15 protein-coding genes and 1 riboswitch are annotated in these 18001 nt (G+C 65.3%); of the genes, 8 read left to right on the forward strand and 7 right to left on the reverse strand.

Annotated features, from left to right (window positions below; all coding sequences use genetic code 11):
- Window positions 1-138 precede the first annotated feature (138 nt).
- Window positions 139-1119 (forward strand): EDSAP-1 family PEP-CTERM protein, encoded by a 981-nt coding sequence (locus AC07VH_RS09100; RefSeq protein ID WP_489630404.1) that lies wholly within the window; start codon window positions 139-141, stop codon window positions 1117-1119.
- Between the two features lie 112 nt (window positions 1120-1231).
- Window positions 1232-2224, forward strand: a complete 993-nt coding sequence (locus AC07VH_RS09105; protein ID WP_475415287.1) for an EDSAP-1 family PEP-CTERM protein — start codon at window positions 1232-1234, stop codon at window positions 2222-2224.
- Window positions 2225-2243: 19 nt separating this feature from the next.
- On the opposite strand, the gene AC07VH_RS09110 is transcribed toward AC07VH_RS09105, so the two are convergent.
- The 5 genes from AC07VH_RS09110 to AC07VH_RS09130 form a co-directional block, all read right to left on the reverse strand.
- Window positions 2244-3353, reverse strand: a complete 1110-nt coding sequence (locus AC07VH_RS09110; protein WP_494787269.1) for a nitroreductase family protein — start codon at window positions 3351-3353, stop codon at window positions 2244-2246.
- Window positions 3354-4223, reverse strand: a complete 870-nt coding sequence (locus AC07VH_RS09115) for a ThiF family adenylyltransferase (protein WP_494787270.1) — start codon at window positions 4221-4223, stop codon at window positions 3354-3356.
- A gap of 86 nt (window positions 4224-4309) precedes the next feature.
- Window positions 4310-5869, reverse strand: a complete 1560-nt coding sequence (locus AC07VH_RS09120; RefSeq protein ID WP_475415284.1) for a methyl-accepting chemotaxis protein — start codon at window positions 5867-5869, stop codon at window positions 4310-4312.
- A gap of 140 nt (window positions 5870-6009) precedes the next feature.
- Complete coding sequence (locus tag AC07VH_RS09125; RefSeq protein ID WP_010399555.1) at window positions 6010-6207, reverse strand: hypothetical protein; 198 nt, start codon at window positions 6205-6207, stop codon at window positions 6010-6012.
- 93 nt (window positions 6208-6300) lie between these two features.
- A complete protein-coding gene (locus tag AC07VH_RS09130) occupies window positions 6301-9144 on the reverse strand; it encodes a M16 family metallopeptidase (RefSeq protein WP_494787271.1) in 2844 nt (947 codons plus the stop codon).
- A 185-nt stretch (window positions 9145-9329) separates the two neighbouring features.
- Window positions 9330-9480, forward strand: a riboswitch (FMN riboswitch).
- A gap of 95 nt (window positions 9481-9575) precedes the next feature.
- On the opposite strand from AC07VH_RS09130, the gene ribB reads away from it, so the two are divergent.
- Window positions 9576-10223 carry a 3,4-dihydroxy-2-butanone-4-phosphate synthase gene (ribB, locus tag AC07VH_RS09135; protein ID WP_489630399.1) on the forward strand — a complete coding sequence of 216 codons (648 nt, stop codon included), beginning with the start codon at window positions 9576-9578 and terminating at the stop codon, window positions 10221-10223.
- A 15-nt stretch (window positions 10224-10238) separates the two neighbouring features.
- On the opposite strand, the gene AC07VH_RS09140 is transcribed toward ribB, so the two are convergent.
- On the reverse strand, window positions 10239-11615 hold the full coding sequence (locus tag AC07VH_RS09140) for an MFS transporter (protein ID WP_494787272.1): 1377 nt from the start codon (window positions 11613-11615) through the stop codon (window positions 10239-10241).
- 118 nt (window positions 11616-11733) lie between these two features.
- Here AC07VH_RS09140 and AC07VH_RS09145 point away from each other — a divergent pair, with 118 nt between their 5' ends.
- From AC07VH_RS09145 to AC07VH_RS09165, 5 genes are all read left to right on the forward strand, one after another.
- Window positions 11734-12609, forward strand: a complete 876-nt coding sequence (locus AC07VH_RS09145) for a LysR family transcriptional regulator (RefSeq protein WP_494787273.1) — start codon at window positions 11734-11736, stop codon at window positions 12607-12609.
- Window positions 12610-12681: 72 nt separating this feature from the next.
- A complete protein-coding gene (locus AC07VH_RS09150) occupies window positions 12682-13497 on the forward strand; it encodes an MlaE family ABC transporter permease (protein ID WP_070224172.1) in 816 nt (271 codons plus the stop codon).
- Window positions 13498-13549: 52 nt separating this feature from the next.
- Window positions 13550-14575, forward strand: a complete 1026-nt coding sequence (locus tag AC07VH_RS09155) for an MlaD family protein (protein ID WP_475415279.1) — start codon at window positions 13550-13552, stop codon at window positions 14573-14575.
- On the forward strand, window positions 14572-15243 hold the full coding sequence (locus tag AC07VH_RS09160; RefSeq protein ID WP_494787274.1) for a hypothetical protein: 672 nt from the start codon (window positions 14572-14574) through the stop codon (window positions 15241-15243). Before AC07VH_RS09155 ends, AC07VH_RS09160 begins: the two co-directional genes overlap by 4 nt.
- 90 nt (window positions 15244-15333) lie before the next feature.
- Window positions 15334-16665, forward strand: a complete 1332-nt coding sequence (locus tag AC07VH_RS09165; protein WP_475415346.1) for an ATP-binding protein — start codon at window positions 15334-15336, stop codon at window positions 16663-16665.
- Here the strand turns inward: AC07VH_RS09165 and nosR are convergent.
- On the reverse strand, window positions 16662-17987 hold the full coding sequence (gene nosR / locus AC07VH_RS09170; protein WP_475415277.1) for a response regulator c-di-GMP phosphodiesterase, NosR family: 1326 nt from the start codon (window positions 17985-17987) through the stop codon (window positions 16662-16664). The two genes, AC07VH_RS09165 and nosR, sit on opposite strands and share 4 nt — an antisense overlap.
- Window positions 17988-18001: the final 14 nt, after the last annotated feature.

Genomic DNA, 18001 nt, shown 5'->3' on the forward strand with positions numbered 1-18001 from the left:
TCAACAAAAGCACGCCAAGTCCTTGATTTCAAAAGAACCTCATGCGTTGGCATGGAAGTCGCTTAAGTCTGGCCATGAGCACCTGCCGACAGGACTCAGGCAAGACTTCCAGACTCACTCAACCACGAGGTGAATGACATGAAACTTTCTAAACTGAAACTGCTCCCGGCGGCAGCGACACTGGCCATGCTGTGCGCGGCCGGTAGCGCACAAGCGGGCGCCTACGGCTATTCCTACAACAACATCTTCGGCCTGACGATCGGCGTGCCGACGGGCCAGATCACTGTGGCCAACAGCACCACCATCTCGCGCAGCACGGCTACCCTGAACGGTGTGAGCGTCATCAATGGCGGCGCCGGCTCGCTCGACGCGCCGCGCGCCAACGTCGGCGCCGTGACCAAGGGCGAGAACGACTTCACACAGCAAGGTCCCAGCGGCAACTTTTCGCGCGGCGACGCGCAGATCGTCAGCACGCAGTTCCCCTCGTTCCCGCCCGGCTCCACCTCCACGCAGGCGGTGAACGTGGCCGAAGCCCACCTGGACGGGCCTGCCGGCACGGCCGATGCGTCCGGGCGCAACGGTTCGACCACGGGCTTCTCCGTCGATTTCGTCGTCGGCTCCCCCACGGCGACGCTGAGCTTTGACTTCCTGGCATCGCCCTTCATGCAGGTATTCCTGCAAAGCACAGTGGGCGTGCTGTCCACCGCCACGGCCAACCTGGTCGTCACCTTCACCATCACGGACGCAGCCGGCCTGACGGTGTTCAACTGGACACCCGATGGCGTGGTCGGCTCGGGCATCTTCGGCGGCACGGAAAACACCGATGGCGCCAACCTGAACACCAGCCTGGCGACCAATTTCCTGACGCGCGGCAACCTGTTCACCTACGACCCTTCCGGCTGCGGCACACCCACGGGCACGGGCGTGGGTACGGGCTGCGGTAGCAACTTCAGTTCCGTCAGCAATGCTTTAACGGCCGGCAACTACACCTTGACCTTGAATGCGGTGGAAAGCGTGGACCTGGTGAAACAGGCGGTGCCGGAACCTGGCACTTTGGCACTGCTGGGTCTGGGCCTGGCTGGCCTGGGCTATGCCCGCCGCCGCAAGCTTGCCGCCTGAACCAGGCAACAGGGGGGATTTACAGGCGAGGGAATCTCCTCGCCTTTTTTATGTGGCAGGCCTGTCGGTTTTCCTTACAACGAACGCGGCCGACCGGCAGATGAGGATTTTCATGACTATATTTTCTTGTACCCGCTTGCCAACGGCCCTGCTGGCCTTGCTGTTGCTGGCCAGCAGCGGCACTGCCAGCGCCGCCGCCTATGGCTATTCGTACACCAGCGTCTTTGGCCTGGTCATCAGCAATCCCTCCGGGTCTGTCTCCCTGCTCAGCAACATCGACCTGTCGCGCACCACCGCCACGCTCAATGGCAGCAGCATCATCCACGGCGGCAGCAACGAGATCGACGCGCCGCAAGCGACACGCGGCGCCGTGACCAAGGGAGAAAACGACTTTACGCAGCAAGGCATGGGCAATGCCTCGTATGCGCGCGGCGAGGCGCAGATCGTCACCTCGCAAATCCCGCCCTTTCCACCGGGCTCGACCAGCACGCATACCGTGAATGCGGCGGAAACCTTCCTCACGGGCGGCGGCAGCGCCGACGCCTCGGGACGCAACGGTTCCAGCACCGCGATGACCGTCAATTTCGTCGTCGGCCAACCGGGCGCGACCCTGGCCTTCGACTTCCAGGCCCTGCCCTTCATGCAGTTGTACCTGGACGCCCTGGCCGGCACGGGCTCGGCGGCCACGACGAATATGGCGATGACGTTTACCATCATCGATGAACACGGCCAGATCGTCTTCAACTGGGCCCCCGACGGCAGCCTGGGCTCCGGCATCCTGGGCGGCACCGAACTGGCCGACGCCGCCAACCTCAACACAGGATACGCGCAAACGCCGCTGACCAGCGGCAGCATGTTCACGTACGACCCCAGCGGCTGCGGCGCGCCCACGGGCACGGGCATCGGCACGACGTGCGGCGGGCAGTATGGCGCCGTCACGGACAACCTGGTGGCGGGCAGCTATACCCTGGTGTTGAACATGCTGAACAGTTCCGAACTGGCGTATGTGCCGGCGGTCACGCCGATGCCCCTACCGGGCACCCTGCCGTTGCTGGCGGCGGGCCTGGCGGCGCTGGCGGCCCTGGCGCCAAGGCGGCGGCGCTGACCGCGCAGGAAGTCACGCCTCACGGCCCAGCCGTGGGCGCCACCAGCAAGTCTTGCAGCGGCCGGCGCAGCGAACGCGCACTCGCCGCCGGCCCCGCGCCTATGCGCCCGAGGAACACGGCCCGCTCGACCGCCGCCGCCCCCAGCACGGCCTGGCATTGCACGGCCAGTTCCTGCGCCATGTCCTGCATGCCATCGGTGCGTGAAAAGGTGCGCCGTTCGCGCACGTAGCGGGCAAAGATCAGCGGCGTCAATTCCGGCTGCAATTGCAGGCCCAGCTGCGTGGCCGTCAGCCAGAAGCGCTGCATGGCGCGGCCGGCCGCCACGTAATCGTCGATATGGCGCGGCGGCGCATCGGCCAGCAGCACGAAATGCGCGGCACAATACAGGCCCGGCAGCAAGTCCATCTGCAGCCGGGGGGCAATAGTGCCGCCCAGCCAGGTATTGAAAAAATCCACGCGGCGCCAGCTATGCATGACCCAGCGCATCAGCCGCGCCGTCATCGGATCGACACCGAGCGCCTGCTCCGGGATGCGGTCGGCACTGAAGCGCGCGCCCCATTCGATCACGTCGCGGTGCACCTTGTGCGCTTCGGGCATGGTCAGGCGCAGCTTCGCATTGTCGAACATCAGACGTGCACAGGCCAGGCGCGCGCGCGCACCTTCGCACCACTGCACGCCGTAGCCGGGCGGCAAGCTGGCCGCCAGCGCCGCCTTTTCGCTGGCGCGCAAGCTGCGCGTGCTGAGCCGGCGCCGCTGCACGCTGCGCCGGGGCAGGAAGGCCGCCAGCGCATCGGGCAGCATGCCGGGACTGTCGACCAGCCGTACGTCGAAGGTGGGCAGGGTCTCGGGCATGGCCGTGCGCCGGCGCGCCTCCATGCGCAAGCCGTGGCAGCTGGCCGCCAGGGCCATGCTTTCGAGCAAGGCGCCCAAGGACAGCTGGCTGGGATGGCCGTCGAGGTCGTACACGCAGTGGCTGCGCGTATCGAAGCCATGCACGACCACGTGCCGCTGGTCCACGACTTCAAAGCGCCAAGGCTGCGTGTTGTCGCCGCTGGGCGCCCAGCGCGCCTGCTCGAGGATGTCTTCCAGCACGGAATCGATCTGCGCGATCTGCGGTGCTTGCGCCATTTATGCCCCCTGTGCGGCGCGGCGCCGCTTGATGATGGCCATGGTCAGCCGTTGCAGCGGATGGCGGTTGCCGCCGGGACGCCAAGTATGCACGAGCTTGTTGCGGTAGGCGTCGAAATGCACGCCGTGCGGCGCCGCCATCACCTTGCCGCGTTTTAACAATATCTTCAAGGCTTCCGTGGCGGCCGCGCCCGCGCACAGCTGGCAGCCCATGATGGTCGACGGTCCGCGCCGCTCCTTCAGGTTGATGGCGGACGGGTCCACCAGATAGGGGCCGTGCAAGCCGGCCGGCGCCAATCCGACGAGAAAGCGCAGCGCCTTCTCTTCCTCGGGCAAGTCGCCCCAGCCAAAGTATTCTTCGAACGTCATGCCGCCCGGCATGAAGCTGAGCACGGCCGTGCCCATGCCCAGCGGCGCGGCCGTGATGGATGGAATGCCCAGGCGCGCGCACGTGGCGAAGGTGGCCTGGCGCGCGGGGAAGGCAAAGAAATCGAGGCCATCCACGTACAGGTCGACGCCGGCAAAGAACTCGGCCAGGTTGCTGTCGTGTATGCCGTCAGGAAACTGTTTAATCTCCAGTTCGGGATTGATGTCCGTCGCCATCTGCGCCAGCACGGCCACCTTGGGCTGGCCCAGGGTCGACATCATGGCGCCGGCCTGGCGGTTGAAGTTGGCGATATCGAAGGTGTCGAAGTCGGCGATGTGGAAGGCGCCGATGCCCAGCCGCGCCAGGGTCAGCAAGTGCACGCCGCCCACGCCGCCCATGCCCGCGATGGCCACGCGCTTGCCCCGCAAGCTCTCCTGCTCCGCCTGCGTCACCCAGCCCAGGTTGCGGGCAAATGCCGCGTGATAGGAAAAACCGTCTGTCATGCTCACCTCTTCTGTGCGCCCATGCGGACGAAAAAGTTTGGACAGGTGAGCCGGGGATAAGTTCCCCTCATGACAGAAAAAAGCGGCTAGCGCGCCAGGCGCCGCGGTGCCGCGGCCGGCGCCACGGCGCCCACCTTGAACACGCTGACGATCTGCGCCAGCCCCGCCGCCTGCTCGTTCATCGCCTGCGCCGCCGCCGACGCCTGCTCGACCAGGGCCGAGTTTTGCTGCGTCATGTTATCCATCTCGACGATGGCCTGGTTGATCTGCTCGATGCCGGCGCTCTGCTCGGCGCTGGCCGAGGAAATCTCGGCCACGATATCGGTCACGTGCTGCACGCTGGACACGACTTTTTCCATCGTTTCGCCCGCCAGCGCCACCAGTTTTTCACCGGCGCCCACCTGTTCGGCGGAGCTGTCGATCAATTGCTTGATCTCCTTGGCGGCACCGGCCGAGCGCTGGGCCAGGTTGCGCACCTCGCTGGCGACGACGGCGAAGCCACGGCCCTGCTCGCCCGCGCGCGCCGCTTCCACGGCCGCGTTCAGGGCCAGGATATTCGTCTGGAAGGCGATGCCGTCGATGACGGCGATGATGTCGCCGATCTTTTTCGACGAGGCATTGATGGCGCCCATGGTGTCGACCACCTGGCTCACCACGCCGCCCGCCTGGCTCGCCACTTGCGAGGCAGAAATGGCCAGCTGGTTGGCCTGGCGCGCATTGTCCGCATTCTGGCGCACGGTCGAGGTCATTTCTTCCATGGTCGAGGCCGTTTCTTCCAGGGATCCCGCCTGCTGCTCCGTGCGCGCCGACAGGTCGTGGTTACCGGAAGCGATCTCGCCCGATGCCGTGGAAATCGATTCCGCATCGCTGCGCACCTGGCTCACCAGGTGCGCCAGGTTGTCGCGCATGGCCTTGATCGCCATCAACAGGCTCGATGTGTCGCCGGGACGCGTGTCGATCTGCGTGGTCAGGTCGCCCTGGGCGATTTGCGCCACGATGGCGACAGCATAGTCGGGCTCGCCACCGAGCTGGGCCAGGATGCGGCGCAGCATCAGGGCCGCCAGGGCGCCCACCACCACCATCAGCGCGCCGCCAATGGCCAGCAGCGCACCCGCCTGGGCCCAGAACTTGTGGTTGATGTCATCGATATACGTGCCCGTGCCGATCAGCCAGTCCCACGGCGCAAATTTCACCACGGCATACATCTTCGCCACCGGGTCCTTCACACCCGGACGCGTGCCGTCCGCCAGCACCAGGCCGATGCGGCTGTTGGCCAGCGCGGCGCGGTAGCGGTCGCCCGACTGCTTCATGTTCTTTTGCGGCGTGCCGATGCGCGAAGCATTCGGATGCACGTACAGCAAGTCCGTGCTGAAATCGCGCACGAAGTAATACATCTCATCCTTGACGAAGCTGCCGATGGCCAGCTTGGCCTGCTGCTGGGCCTGCTCCCGCGTGAGCTTGCCCGACTGTTCCAGCGCATACGCCTTTTCCACCGACGCGTTGGCCAGCTCGACCAGCACCGTCAATTGCTCGACGCGCTCGGCCATCATGGTCTGGCGCAAGGAATACAGGGAAAAGGAAGCGATGAGGACGATGCCAAGCAAGGTGCTGAAACACAATAAAAGAATGCGCGAACGGAGAGTCATGGGTGCCTGGATAAAGAAAATGTGGAATTATAAACAATTTCCCAATGGAAATCTTTTCAGAAAAGCAAAGCGGGCGGCGCTACCGGGCTGATGCCCGGCAGGCACCGCCCGCTTTGTTGCTACTCGCTGTTACTGACGCGTCACGCCAGCGCTTCCTTGGCCGCCTCTTCGGGCGTCAAACCATCATAGAACTGGTCGGTAAACCACTCGACCTGCTCTTCGATATGGTCCTGCGCCTGCGCCACGGTGGCACCGCCGGCCACGAGGAAGCCTTCGACCTCGATACACCAGTTGATCAATTCCAGGGTTTCCGGATCGAGTTCTTCTTTCTTCGCCATCGTATTTCCTTGCTTGTTAAATTGCGATCAGATCAATTAACAGCAGTTTAACAGCTTCGGCACGCTAGCGTCCCGGCAAGCCCGGCATATAAATTACTTGGCCGCGACGTTTTTACGTTCCGGATACAGCACCACCTGCACATAATTGTGCATGTCCAGGTAGCGCTGCGCGGCCAGCTTGACGGCTTGCGGCGTGATGGCGCGCACGCGCTGCTCGTAACGCAGGATGTGCGCGGGATCGCGCCCCTGCGTCACCGAACCCATCAGCTGGCTCATCCAGTAGCGGTTTTCGCGCAGCGATTTTTGCTGGCGCGTGATCCAGTTCAGCTTGACCTTTTCCAGGTCGGCCACGGACGGCCCGTCCGCCTTCATCTTGTTGATTTCGGCAAAGGCCGCGGCGATCACCTTGTCCACGTTTTCCGGTCCCGTCGGCAAATTCAAGGCCACCGAGTAATGGCCGTACGGATGCTGGCCCATCGAGGTTTCAAAGCCGCCGCCATAGATCATGCTCATCTTTTCGCGCAGCACTTCGATGACTTTCAGGTTCAGCACCTCGCCCAGCGCCTGCAGGGTCAGTTTCTGCTCGTCCGAATACGCCGCGTCGCCATTGAAGGTGATGGAAATCGTGCTTTTGGGCTCGCTGCCCATGTAGATATCCTTCTTGACGACCCCGGTCACCGGGCGCATGCCCACGTCGCGGTAGGCGTGCGCCACCTCGCCCACGGGCAAGGTGCCCAGGTAGCTGGCGATCAGCGGCTTGATCTTGTCGAGCTCGAAGCTGCCCGCAAAGATGAAGGTCATGTCGCGCGCGCTGGAAAAACGCTGGCGGAAGATGTCCAATGAACGGTCCAGGCCCACCTTGTCGAAGTCGGCCGCGCGCGGCACGCCATCGACACGCGGGTTGTCGCCATACATGGCGTGCTGGATGGCATCGTAAAACACGGCTTCCGGCTGCGCCATGCTGTTTTTCGCCAGGTCCTGCTGCTTGCCGATGAAGGACTGGTACAGGCCCGCATCCTTGCGCACGTCATGGAAATACAAATACACGAGCTGCAGCATGGCTTCCACGTCGGCGCTGCTGGCCGAGCCGCCAAAACCTTCGCTCAGCTCGCCCAGCGAAGCGCCCACGTTGACCGTCTTGCCGGCCAGCACTTTCTGCAAGTCCAGCGGTGCCAGGTCTTTCAGGCCCATGCTGCCGACCACGGCGCTGGCATAGCGGGCGTTATAGATGTCGGCGTCGCCGAACAGCGACTGGCCGCCGAAGCGCGTCGAGCCCATCAGCACTTGGTCGTTCTTGAAATCCGTCGGTTTCAGCAGCACGCGCACGCCATTGCCCAGGATCAGTTCCGTCACGCCGATGGCGCTGTTCAACTTTTCCGAGACGATGCTGCCGCCGGCCGGCGGGCCGTCCATCAGCTTGCTGGCAAGCACTTTCTCCGTGCGCGGCTCGACGGTTTGCCGCTCCGCTTGCGCAACGGCGTCGAGCAATTGCTGCTGCGTCGGCACAGTCGAGGCCGCATTGCCCGCTGTCGGTTCGGCGCCCATGAAGACCACCAGCTTCTTTTGCTGGTCGGGAATCACCTTGGCCACCGTCTCGTTGATTTCCTGCAAGGTCACCTGCGGCAAGAGTTCCTGCGCGTACAGCAATTCGTTGGCGATGCCGGGAATGGCTTCCTGTTCCAGGAAGTTGCGCGAATACTCGGCCACGAAACCGGCCGAATCGGACTTGTCGCGCTCGCTGTACGCGCGCTCGTAATTGCGCAGCATGTCCTTGCGCGCGCGGTCCAGCTCATCCTGGCTGAAGCCGAAGCGGCGCGCCCGTTCATCTTCCTGCACCAGCGCATCGACGGCCGGCTGCACGCCGCCCTTGCCCAGCAAGGCATACGCGCTGAACGATTCATAGCCGCGCACCAGCTTGCCCATGCTGCTGCCGCCCTGGATGAAGGGCGGGTTCGCCTGCTGCGTCAATTCCTGCATGCGCGCGCTGAGCATCTGGCCATACAGGTTTTCGATCATCTGGCGGCGGTAGTCGGCGATGGTGACGGGCTCCTGCGCGGCGCGGATGGGGTAGCGGATGAAGACGCTGTCGTCCGGCGCTTCCTTGTCCGTGATCACCAGCGCTTCCGTCTGCGAACGCTGCGGCACTTCCGCATACAGGCGCGGACGCGGTTTCGCGGGGTTTTTCAGCTTGCCGAAATGCTGCCGGATCAGCTTTTCAGCCTGGCTCGGCTCCACGTCGCCGACCACCATCACGGCCATCAGATCGGGACGGTACCAATCCTTGTAGAAACGCTTGATGGCTTCCGGCTTGAAGGTTTTCAGCACCGATTCCTTGCCGATCGGCATGCGTTCCGCATAGCGCGAACCGTTCAGCAGTTTCGGATACAAGACCTTGTTCATGCGGTCGCTGGCGCCCTTGCCCAGGCGCGCCTCTTCCAGCACGATGCCGCGCTCGCTGTTGATGTCGGCCGGATTGAATTTCAAGCCATGCGCCCAGTCTTCCAGCACGAGAAACCCCTTTTCCAGGTTTTCCTTCTTGTTCGTGGGAATCGGCAGCACGTAGACGGTTTCATCGAAGCTCGTGTAGGCGTTCAGGTCGGCGCCGAACTTCACGCCGATCGATTGCAAATAGGAAATCAGTTCATTGCGCTTGAAATGCGTGGAGCCATTGAAGGCCATGTGTTCCGTGAAATGCGCCAGGCCTTGCTGGTCGTCGTCTTCCAGGATGGAGCCGGCTTTCACCACCAGGCGCAACTCCACTTTCTGCGCGGGACGGGCATTTTTCTTGATGTAATAGGTCAAGCCGTTCGGCAGTTTTCCGACGGTAACTTCTGGTGCCAGCGGCAGGGGATCGGTCAAACGGATTTCCGCCTGGGCCATGCAGGCGCACGCCAGCAAGACGGCGCCCGAGATCAGGCGTAATTTACTCAGCTTCATGTATTCTCAACGGTAAGATTCAGTAGTCATACCTTACACTGAAATCGTCTTTCCGCCATTAAAAACAGCTTAGGGTAAACCATTTTTCCCAGGGAACTTTGCCGAATAGCAAACTCAACAGTGTCCTGCCACATTTTTTCATCTGTGCTAAAGTATTGCCGCCGGTCATGTGGACCGGCACAACAATACGTCTTCGGGGCGGGGTGCGATTCCCCACCGGCGGTAAGACCGGCAACGGTCAAGCCCGCGAGCGCTTTCCAGGCACCGCTTGGCGAGGTCAGCAGATCCGGTGTGACTCCGGGGCCGACGGTATAGTCCGGATGAAAGAAGATGTGCAGTAAACGCGATGTCCGATCGACCTGTCGATGCGGCCGGCTGCGTCTATTCGCTTGCCCTGCAGCGTTTTTCGCCTATGCGAGGAGCGTTTCACCATGTTAGTCAACAGCTATACCCTGCTTTCCAACGACCTGGAAGGTCGCATCCAGTCCGCCCTGGCCGCCATGCGCGCCGGCATTCCCGTCATCCTGCTCGACGATTTCGACCGTGAAAACGAAGCCGACCTGATCCTGTCTGCCGAGAAACTCACGCACGAAACCATGGCTTTGCTGATCCGCGAATGCAGCGGCATCGTCTGCCTGTGCCTGCCCACGGACGTCGTCAGCGCGCTGGAATTGCCGCCCATGTCGTCCGACAACGGCAGCCGCTACGGCACGCCGTTCACCGTCTCCATCGAGGCGCGCGACGGCGTCACGACGGGCGTGTCGGCCGCCGACCGGGTCACCACCATCCGCGCCGCCATCGCACCGAACGCCAAGCCCGCCGACCTGGTGCGCCCCGGCCACGTCTTCCCCCTGCGCGCCGCGCCCGGCGGCGTGCTCGAGCGCCGTGGCCACACGGAAGGCTCCGTCGACCTGTCGCGCATGGCGGGCCTGAACCCGGCCGCCGTGCTGTGCGAGCTGATGAACCCGGACGGCACCATGATGCGCGGCGACGATATCGAACGCTTCGCCGAACTGCACGGCATGCCGATCCTGACCATCGAAGAACTGGTGGAATGGCGCAGCACGCACGGAAAATAAGCGTACAGTAAGCGCTCACGCGGCGGCCACGGCCTTCGGCAGATGCACGTGGCGGTACACGAGGCCCGCCGCCAGGCCATACGCGGCGGCGATCGTCGCGTAGGCCAGCGGCAGGCGCAGCGACCAGTCGGGCAGCATGTGCAGGATGCTGCCGATCAGCGCCACGCCCACCAGCGCGCCGATCTGGCGGTTGGCATTCAGGGCCGCCGCCGCGCTGTTCGCATGCCGCTTGCCGGCCACCCGCATCACGGTGGCCGTCATGGCGGGAATGGCGATGCCGATGGCCACATTCATGACGGCCGTGCCCAGCGCCAGCCAGCCATACGCCGTGCCAGGACGTAAACCCATCAGCAGCAGGGCCATCGCGGCTCCCACCAGCAAACCGGCCAGCATGGGCCAGCGCGTGCCATGACGGGCCGCGATACGTCCCGCCATGAAGTTCCCCACCGTGTAGGCCGCCATCATGGGCAGCAGGCGCAAGCCCGACTGCAGGGCGTCGGCGCCGCCCGACTGCTGCAGGAACAGGCTCAATAAGAACAGCTGGCCGAATACGCAGAAATTGATCAGAAAACCCACGCCATTGGCCGCGCCAAAGCTGCTGCTGTGAAACAGTTCACGCGGCAACAGCGGATGGCTGCCGCTGCGCTCGCGCCGCAGCAACTGCCCGGCCGACAACAGCGTCACGGCGCCCGCCGTCAGCACGCCGGGCGACAGCCAGCCCAGCACGGGCCCTTCGATCAGCACGAAACTGAGGCCCGCCAGCGCCGCCACACCCAGCGCATGGCTGAACAGAGACAGATCGCGCGGCTGGCGCGCCGGCGCCACCAAGAGCAGCTGCGCCATGACGATGGCCAGCAGGCCCAGCGGCACGTTGACCCAGAACACGCTGCGCCAGCCGAACTGGTGCACGAGGATGCCGCCGATCAAGGGGCCGGACGCACCGGCCACGCCCACCAGCGCCGACCAGGCGCCCAGCATGCGCGTGCGTTCGCGTTCGTCGTCAAAGCTGTGCGTGAGCAGGCTGAGCGAACTGGGCATGAACAGGGCCGCGCCCGCGCCCTGCAGCAGGCGCGCCGCCGTCAGGAAATGCCCGTCGGGCGCGGCGCCGCACAGGATCGAGCCGAGGATGAAGACGCCGAGGCCGCCCTGGTACACGGCTTTCGGCCCGTAGCGGTCGGCCAGCGCGCCGCCGGCCAGCAGCAGCGCGGCGAACGTCAAGGTGTAGCCGTCGACCACCCAGACCAGGCCCGTCAGCGGGATATGCAAGTCCAGCGCGATATCGGACAGCGCCACGTTGACGGCCGTGACGTCGAGCATGGCCATGACGAAGCCGAAGGCCAGGGTCAGCAGGATCAAGCCGCTGGCGCGGCGTGGTGGGGAAGCAGTCATCATATTTCCTTGCAGGGACAGCGGGGCCGCCATTATGCGAGCGTTGCACGATGCAGTAAACAGTCATAAACTCGGCACACTGATGCAAAAATGCATCACCATACGCAATAGGAGAAGCAGCTTGGATTGGGATAACGCGCGCATCTTTCTGGCCATCGGCCAGGCCGGCACCCTGCGCGGCGCGGCCGCCCTGCTGTGCATCGACCAGGCCACGTGCGGGCGCCGCCTGGCCGCGTTGGAAACGTCGCTGGGCGCCACCCTGTTCCTGCGCACGCCGTCGGGCTATGTGCCCACGCCGGCGGGCGAGCTGGCGCTGACGGCCGCCGAGGCGATGGAACGGGCGGCCGACAAGCTGCAGCGCGAGATGCAGGGCGTCGACACCCGTTTAAGCGGCCTGGTGCGCGTGGCCACCACGGACACCATGGCCAGCCATTTCGTCATCCGCGCCATGCAGCGGCTGCACGCGGCGCATCCGGACATCCGCATCGTGCTCAACGTGGCGCCCGCGCTGGCCAGCCTGACGCGGCGCGAAGCGGACCTGGCCGTACGCGGCGTGCGTCCCACCGACCCGGACCTCATTTCGCGCCACCTGGTCAAGCGCAGCCTGGGCCTGTACGCATCGAAGACCTATCTGGCCGCACGGGGCGAACCCGTGCGCGGCACGGCGCTGGCCGGCCACGACATCGTCATCTACCACCATTCCGTGACGCCGCGGCACGCGGAGAAAATCGCGGGCGAGCCCGTCGCCAACGCCAGGGTCGCCATGGAAGTCAATTCGGCGGCCATGCTGCAGGAAGCCACGCGCGCGGGCCTGGGCGTGGCCGAGCTGGCCACTCACCTGGGCGACATCGACCCGCAGCTCGTGCGCATCTGGCCCGAACGGGCGGAAAGCTACGACGTGTGGCTGGTCATGCACGCCGACCTGAACCGCTCGGCCCGCGTGCGCGCGGCGGCCGACGCGATTATCCACAGCGTCACCAGCGTGGCCGGCCAGTAGCCAGGCTGCCGGGCACGGCCGCACGGCAGGACAATCGCTTGTATCGAACGCATCCAATGTTAAGATGCCATGATGACCCTCTCCGTCTCCCTCATCATCAGCCTGCGCCGCCTGCACCGGGCCACCATGGCCTGGCTGGTCAGCTGGTGGCGCATGCTGCATTTCGCCATCCTCGTGTTTTCGCTGGCCCTGTCGCCGTCGAGCTATAACCGCGACAACCGTCCCATCCTCGCGCACCGGCTCGTGACGAACACGGCGCCCAACCTCGTGTGGTTCAGCGTGGCCTGCGCGCTCGTCAGCCTGGTGCTGATCCGCATCGTCGTCGTCAGCGCGCAAAGCTACGGCCTGTCGCGCTATGCGCTGGAAATGGTGGTGCGCGTGCTGGTGCTGGAACTGATACCGCTGACGGCCGCCCTGTTCGTGGCGCTGCGCCTGACCCTGCCCGACGGCATTGCATTTGCGCAAATGCGCTCTTCCGGCATGCTCGACACCATGCAGCGCCAGGGCGTCGACCTGCTGCGCCGCGAATACTTTCCACGCGTCATGTCCGGCATCTTCGCCGTGTGGATGCTGGCCATCGTCAGCTGCGTCACCTCGCTGATCCTCGCCTACCTCACCATCTACGGTTTCACGCCATGGGCGCTGCAAGGCTACACGCGCGTGGTGGGACAGATCTTCAATCCGGCCGTGGCCCTGATCCTGATGCTCAAGGTGATCTTCTTCAGCTTTGCCGTGGCCCTGATCCCGCTGGCCTCCTCGTACTATCCGGAAGACCCGCACGGCCGCCGCAACCGCCTGTGGGCCGCGCACGGCCTGTCCGAAATGCTGCGCCTGTTTTCCGTCATCCTGCTGATCGAAGTGGCTTCGCTGATGGGCAATTACTACTGATGCCCGCCACTCGCCAGCGATTCCGATTTCCCCCATACCAGAGCCAGAAGCCATGAGCCAACCGCAAAATCCCGACCAGGTCGACGTCACGGCGCCAGCCGGTCTCACGCAAGATTCCGTCCTGCCCGCCCCGCCGCCCGTACGCCACGCCGAACTGAAGGCGGCCATCCTGCTCATCTTCATGTTCGTGCTGGTGGTCGGCTCCGTCGTCTACCTGATGTATGCACGCGGCGCCTTCGAAGCCACGCAAACCCTGGTGCTGACGGCCGACGATTCCGACGGCGTGGGCGTGGGCGCCGACCTGACCTTTTCCGGCTTTCCCATCGGCCGCGTGCAACGCATCGAACTGGCGCCGGACGGGCGCGCGCGCGTCATCGTCGACGTGCCGCGCAAGGATGCGCACTGGCTGCGCAGCAGCTCCATCTTCACCCTGGAGCGGGGCATCGTGGGCGGCGCCAAGCTGCGCGCCTACAGCGGCATACTGACGGACCCGCCGCTGCCCGACGACGCCACGCGCGACTTGCTGGTGGGCGACATGGCGGCGGAAATCCCCCGCCTGCTGGCCGCCGCCAAGGATTTGCTCAACAACGTGGCCAGCCTGACGGGCAGCGATTCCGCCCTCGACGGCACCTTGCGCAACGTGCAGGCCGTGACGGGCAAGCTGAGCGGCCCTGGCGGCGCCATGGGCTTGCTGACGGGCGACGACAAGCAGTCGCGCCTGCTGGTCGAGCGGGCCAACGCCCTGCTCGTTACGGCCGACCAGCTGGCGCGCCGCACGGATGGCCTGGTGGCCAATGCCGACACGCGCGTCTTCGGCGACAAGGGCGTCATGACGGATGCGCAGGCAACCATCGTGCAGCTGAACGCCCTGCTGGCCGACACGCGCGCCAGCCTGAAAAAAGTCGACGCCGTGCTGGTCGAGGCGCAAGCCGTGGGCGCCAACGCCAGGGCGGCGACCGCCGATCTGGGTCCGCTGCGCGCGGACGTGGAAAGCAATCTGCGCAAGGTCGAGCAGCTGGTCAATGACATCAACCGCAAATGGCCGTTCAAGCGCAATCCGGAGATCAAACTGCCATGAAAATGTCCCGCCCCGCCCTCGCCGCCCTGCTGTCCACCTTGCTCGCCGCCTGCTCCAGCGGCCCGCCCGTGCCCGACTGGAAGATGAATGCGCAAAGTTCCATCGAACGCTTCCAGGCCGCCTATCTGAATGGCAACGCCCTGGTCGAGCAGACGGAATTCCGCCGCGCCCGCAGCCAAGTGGCCGGCACGGGCAAGCTCGAACTGGTGGCGCGCATCGAACTGCTGCGCTGCGCCGCCCGCGTGGCCAGCCTGGCCTTCGAGGACTGCGGGGGCTTCGATGCCCTGCAAGCGGACGCGAACGACGCCGACCGCGCGTATGCGGCCTATTTGGCCGGCAAGGCGCAAGGGTCCGACGCCGCCCTGCTGCCGCAAGCGCAGCGCGCGGCCGCCGGCGCCGCATCCGACACGGCCGCCGCCAGCGCCGTGGCGGCCATCGATGACCCGCTGTCGCGGCTGGTGGCGGCCGGCGTGCTGCTGCGCTCGGGCCGCGCCACGCCGGCGCTGCTCGACACGGCCGTGGCCACCGCCTCAGACCAGGGCTGGCGCCGCCCGCTGCTGGCCTGGCTGGGCGTGCAGCGCCTGCGCGCCGAACAGGCGGGCGACACGCAAGCGGCGCAGCGCATCGCGCGGCGCATGGCGATCGTCGAACAGCCGCCGGCCCCTTGAGCGTGTGCCCATGGACGGCCCAAGGCAGGCAGAATCAGGCATAATTCAGCCAGGATGACAGCTATGCCGTGCAGGCAGCGAGGTGTGACGATGCAGTTCGAGGATTTCGACCTTTCCACCCCCGATACCGGCCGGCATGCCGGGGCGGCGCCTGATGCGGACGCGTCGGCGGCCACGGCCGTGCGCCTGCAATACCTGCTCGACAATACGCCTTCCATCATCTATTGCACCGTGCCCAGCGGCGACTTCAAGATGACCTTTGTCAGCAACAATGCCCTCAATGTGCTGGGCTACCAGCCCGAGGAGATGGTGGCCGACCCGAATTTCTGGTTCGATCACATCCACCCCGACGATGCCCCCGGCATCTTTTCCAGCCTGGCACAGATCTTCGTCGAAGGCGCGCGCGCCTATGAATACCGTTTCCGCGTGCGCGACGGCAGCTATCTGTGGATGCACGACAGCCTGCGCCTGGTGCGCGACGAGCACGGCGTACCGTTCGAGGTCATCGGTTCGCTGACGGATATCACCGAACGCAAGGGCATGGAAGCGATGCTGCAGGCGCGCGGCGAGGAGCAGCAACTACTGATCAGCAAGTTGCAGGAAGCGCACGACCAGCTGCTGCAATCGGAAAAGATGGCGTCCATCGGCCAGCTGGCGGCCGGCATCGCGCATGAAATCAACAACCCGATCGGTTTCGTCAACTCCAACATGAGTTCGCTGCAAGCCTATGTCGGCACCCTGTTCGACGTGATCGCCCAGTATGAAGCGGCGATGCGCGAGCCGCTCGACGGCCCGGCCCTGGCCGCGCGCGTGGCCCAGGTGCGCGGCCAGGCCGACCTGGCCTTCCTGCAGGACGACATCGGCGACCTGGTGCGCGAATCGATGGATGGCTTGAAACGCGTGCGCGACATCGTGCAGGCGCTGAAGGATTTCTCCCACGTGGGCGAGACGGACTGGCAAGTGGCCAGCCTGCATGCGGGCCTGGACAGCACCCTGAATATCGTCGCCAACGAACTGAAATACAAGGCGCGCATCGAGAAGCACTATGGCGAGCTGCCGCCGATACTGTGCCTGGCTTCGCAGCTGAACCAGGTGTTCATGAACCTGCTCGTCAACGCGGGCCAGGCCATCAGCAGCGACGGCGTGATCAGCATCCGCACGGGCCACGCGGGCGACTGGGTGTGGGTGGAAATCGGCGACACGGGCGCCGGCATCGCGCCCGAGCACCTGAACCGCATCTTCGAGCCGTTCTTCACCACCAAGGCCGTGGGCAGCGGCACGGGCCTGGGCCTGTCGCTGTCGTACGGCATCGTCAACAAGCACGGCGGACGCATCGAGGTGGCGTCGGAAGTGGGCCAGGGCACGCGCTTTACCGTGCACCTGCCGCTGCAGCCGCCCAGCGCCGCTGCCGCGAACGCCTAGGCATCCTTCACGGGCGCGTACACGCGGATGCTCAGGCGCCCGCCATTCTTGCCTTCGAAATCGAGCAGCTGGGCGATCACGCGGGCCGTCAGCACGTGTTCGGCCGCCAGCAGCATCAGGCCGTCGCGGCTGATCAGGTCGCGCGACAGCGTCATGCCCGGCTCCAGCTGGCCCGACAGCACGGTCAGGTCGCGCGCCGGCGGCTCCGTCTCCTCCATGATGCTGCGGAAAGCGGCCACCACGGCCGGGTCGTAGCGCTTGCCGACGCTGTCGTAGATCAGGGTGCGCGCTTCGTCGGCGCGCAGGCTGCGCTGCACCATGGCGCCGATCTGCAAGCCGTCGTAGTCGGACGCCAGCGCCAGGATGCGCGCGCCCATGGGGATGGCCAGGCCCACCAGGCCGTCGGGAAAGCCGCCGCCGTCGAAGCGCTCCAGCTGCGAGCGCAGGATGACGGAAACGGCGCGCAGCTCGTCGAGCGCCATCAGCAGCTGTTCGGCGCGCAGCGGATGCTTGCGGAAGGCGGCCAGCTGCTCGCCCGTCCAGGCGCTGGCCGGCAGTTCCAGCACGTCGTCACTCAGGCTCAGCTTGCCGATATCCTTGAGCAGGGCCGCGATGAACACGTCGCGCGCCTCCTGCCCTTCCAGGCCCAGCGCCTGCGCCAGCTTGCGCGACAGTTCGGCCACCCGCCGCGCATGGCCGGCCAGCTTGCCGCCGCGCATTTCGATCAGGTTGGAAAACACCTTGATCGTCGTCACGAACGTGGCCTTCAGGCGCTCGTTGGCCGCCTGCACCTCGTCGTGCGACTGCTTCAGCTGCTGCGTGCGCGTGGCCACCTTCGCTTCCAGGCTGGCGTTGAGCGCCTGCAGCTCCACGTTCTGGCTGGCCGTCAGCGCTTCCAGGCGCCGTTTTTCCTGTTCCAGCGCGCGCCGTTCCAGCGCGTGGCGCACCACCAGCACGATATCGTTCTCGTCCCACGGCTTGGTCACGTAGCGGTAGATCTCGCCCTGGTTGATGGCGTCGAGGATGGACTGGATGTCGGCATAGCCCGTCAGCAGCAGGCGTATGGTGCCGGGCCAGCGCTGGCGCACCTGGGCCAGGAACTGCGCGCCATCCATGTGCGGCATGCGCATGTCGGAAATGACCAGGTCCACCGTCTCGCTCTCGAGCAGGGCCAGGCCGGCCGCGCCGCCGTCGGCCGTCAGCACGCGGTAGCCGTGCGGGCGGAACAGCCGCCGCAGCGACGACAGGATATTCGGCTCGTCGTCGACGCACAGGATGGTGGGCGGCGCGGCCGCGGTGCTGGCGCTGGTACTGGTGCTCATGCTCATGCTGTCCT

It is taken from the genome of Janthinobacterium sp. GW821-FHT03C10 (assembly GCF_059420865.1).

Excerpts from the sequence above, each read along its gene's own strand:
- AC07VH_RS09110 (WP_494787269.1), bottom strand. The coding sequence starts at position 3,353 with ATGGCGCAAGCACCGCAGATCGCGCAGATCGATTCCGTGCTGGAAGAC.
- AC07VH_RS09130 (WP_494787271.1), bottom strand. The coding sequence starts at position 9,144 with ATGAAGCTGAGTAAATTACGCCTGATCTCGGGCGCCGTCTTGCTGGCG.
- AC07VH_RS09140 (WP_494787272.1), bottom strand. The coding sequence starts at position 11,615 with ATGATGACTGCTTCCCCACCACGCCGCGCCAGCGGCTTGATCCTGCTG.
- ribB (WP_489630399.1), top strand. The coding sequence starts at position 9,576 with ATGTTAGTCAACAGCTATACCCTGCTTTCCAACGACCTGGAAGGTCGC.
- AC07VH_RS09165 (WP_475415346.1), top strand. The coding sequence starts at position 15,334 with ATGCAGTTCGAGGATTTCGACCTTTCCACCCCCGATACCGGCCGGCAT.
- AC07VH_RS09150 (WP_070224172.1), top strand. The coding sequence starts at position 12,682 with ATGACCCTCTCCGTCTCCCTCATCATCAGCCTGCGCCGCCTGCACCGG.
- AC07VH_RS09160 (WP_494787274.1), top strand. The coding sequence starts at position 14,572 with ATGAAAATGTCCCGCCCCGCCCTCGCCGCCCTGCTGTCCACCTTGCTC.
- AC07VH_RS09115 (WP_494787270.1), bottom strand. The coding sequence starts at position 4,223 with ATGACAGACGGTTTTTCCTATCACGCGGCATTTGCCCGCAACCTGGGC.
- AC07VH_RS09155 (WP_475415279.1), top strand. The coding sequence starts at position 13,550 with ATGAGCCAACCGCAAAATCCCGACCAGGTCGACGTCACGGCGCCAGCC.
- AC07VH_RS09120 (WP_475415284.1), bottom strand. The coding sequence starts at position 5,869 with ATGACTCTCCGTTCGCGCATTCTTTTATTGTGTTTCAGCACCTTGCTT.
- AC07VH_RS09105 (WP_475415287.1), top strand. The coding sequence starts at position 1,232 with ATGACTATATTTTCTTGTACCCGCTTGCCAACGGCCCTGCTGGCCTTG.
- nosR (WP_475415277.1), bottom strand. The coding sequence starts at position 17,987 with ATGAGCACCAGTACCAGCGCCAGCACCGCGGCCGCGCCGCCCACCATC.
- AC07VH_RS09100 (WP_489630404.1), top strand. The coding sequence starts at position 139 with ATGAAACTTTCTAAACTGAAACTGCTCCCGGCGGCAGCGACACTGGCC.
- AC07VH_RS09125 (WP_010399555.1), bottom strand. The coding sequence starts at position 6,207 with ATGGCGAAGAAAGAAGAACTCGATCCGGAAACCCTGGAATTGATCAAC.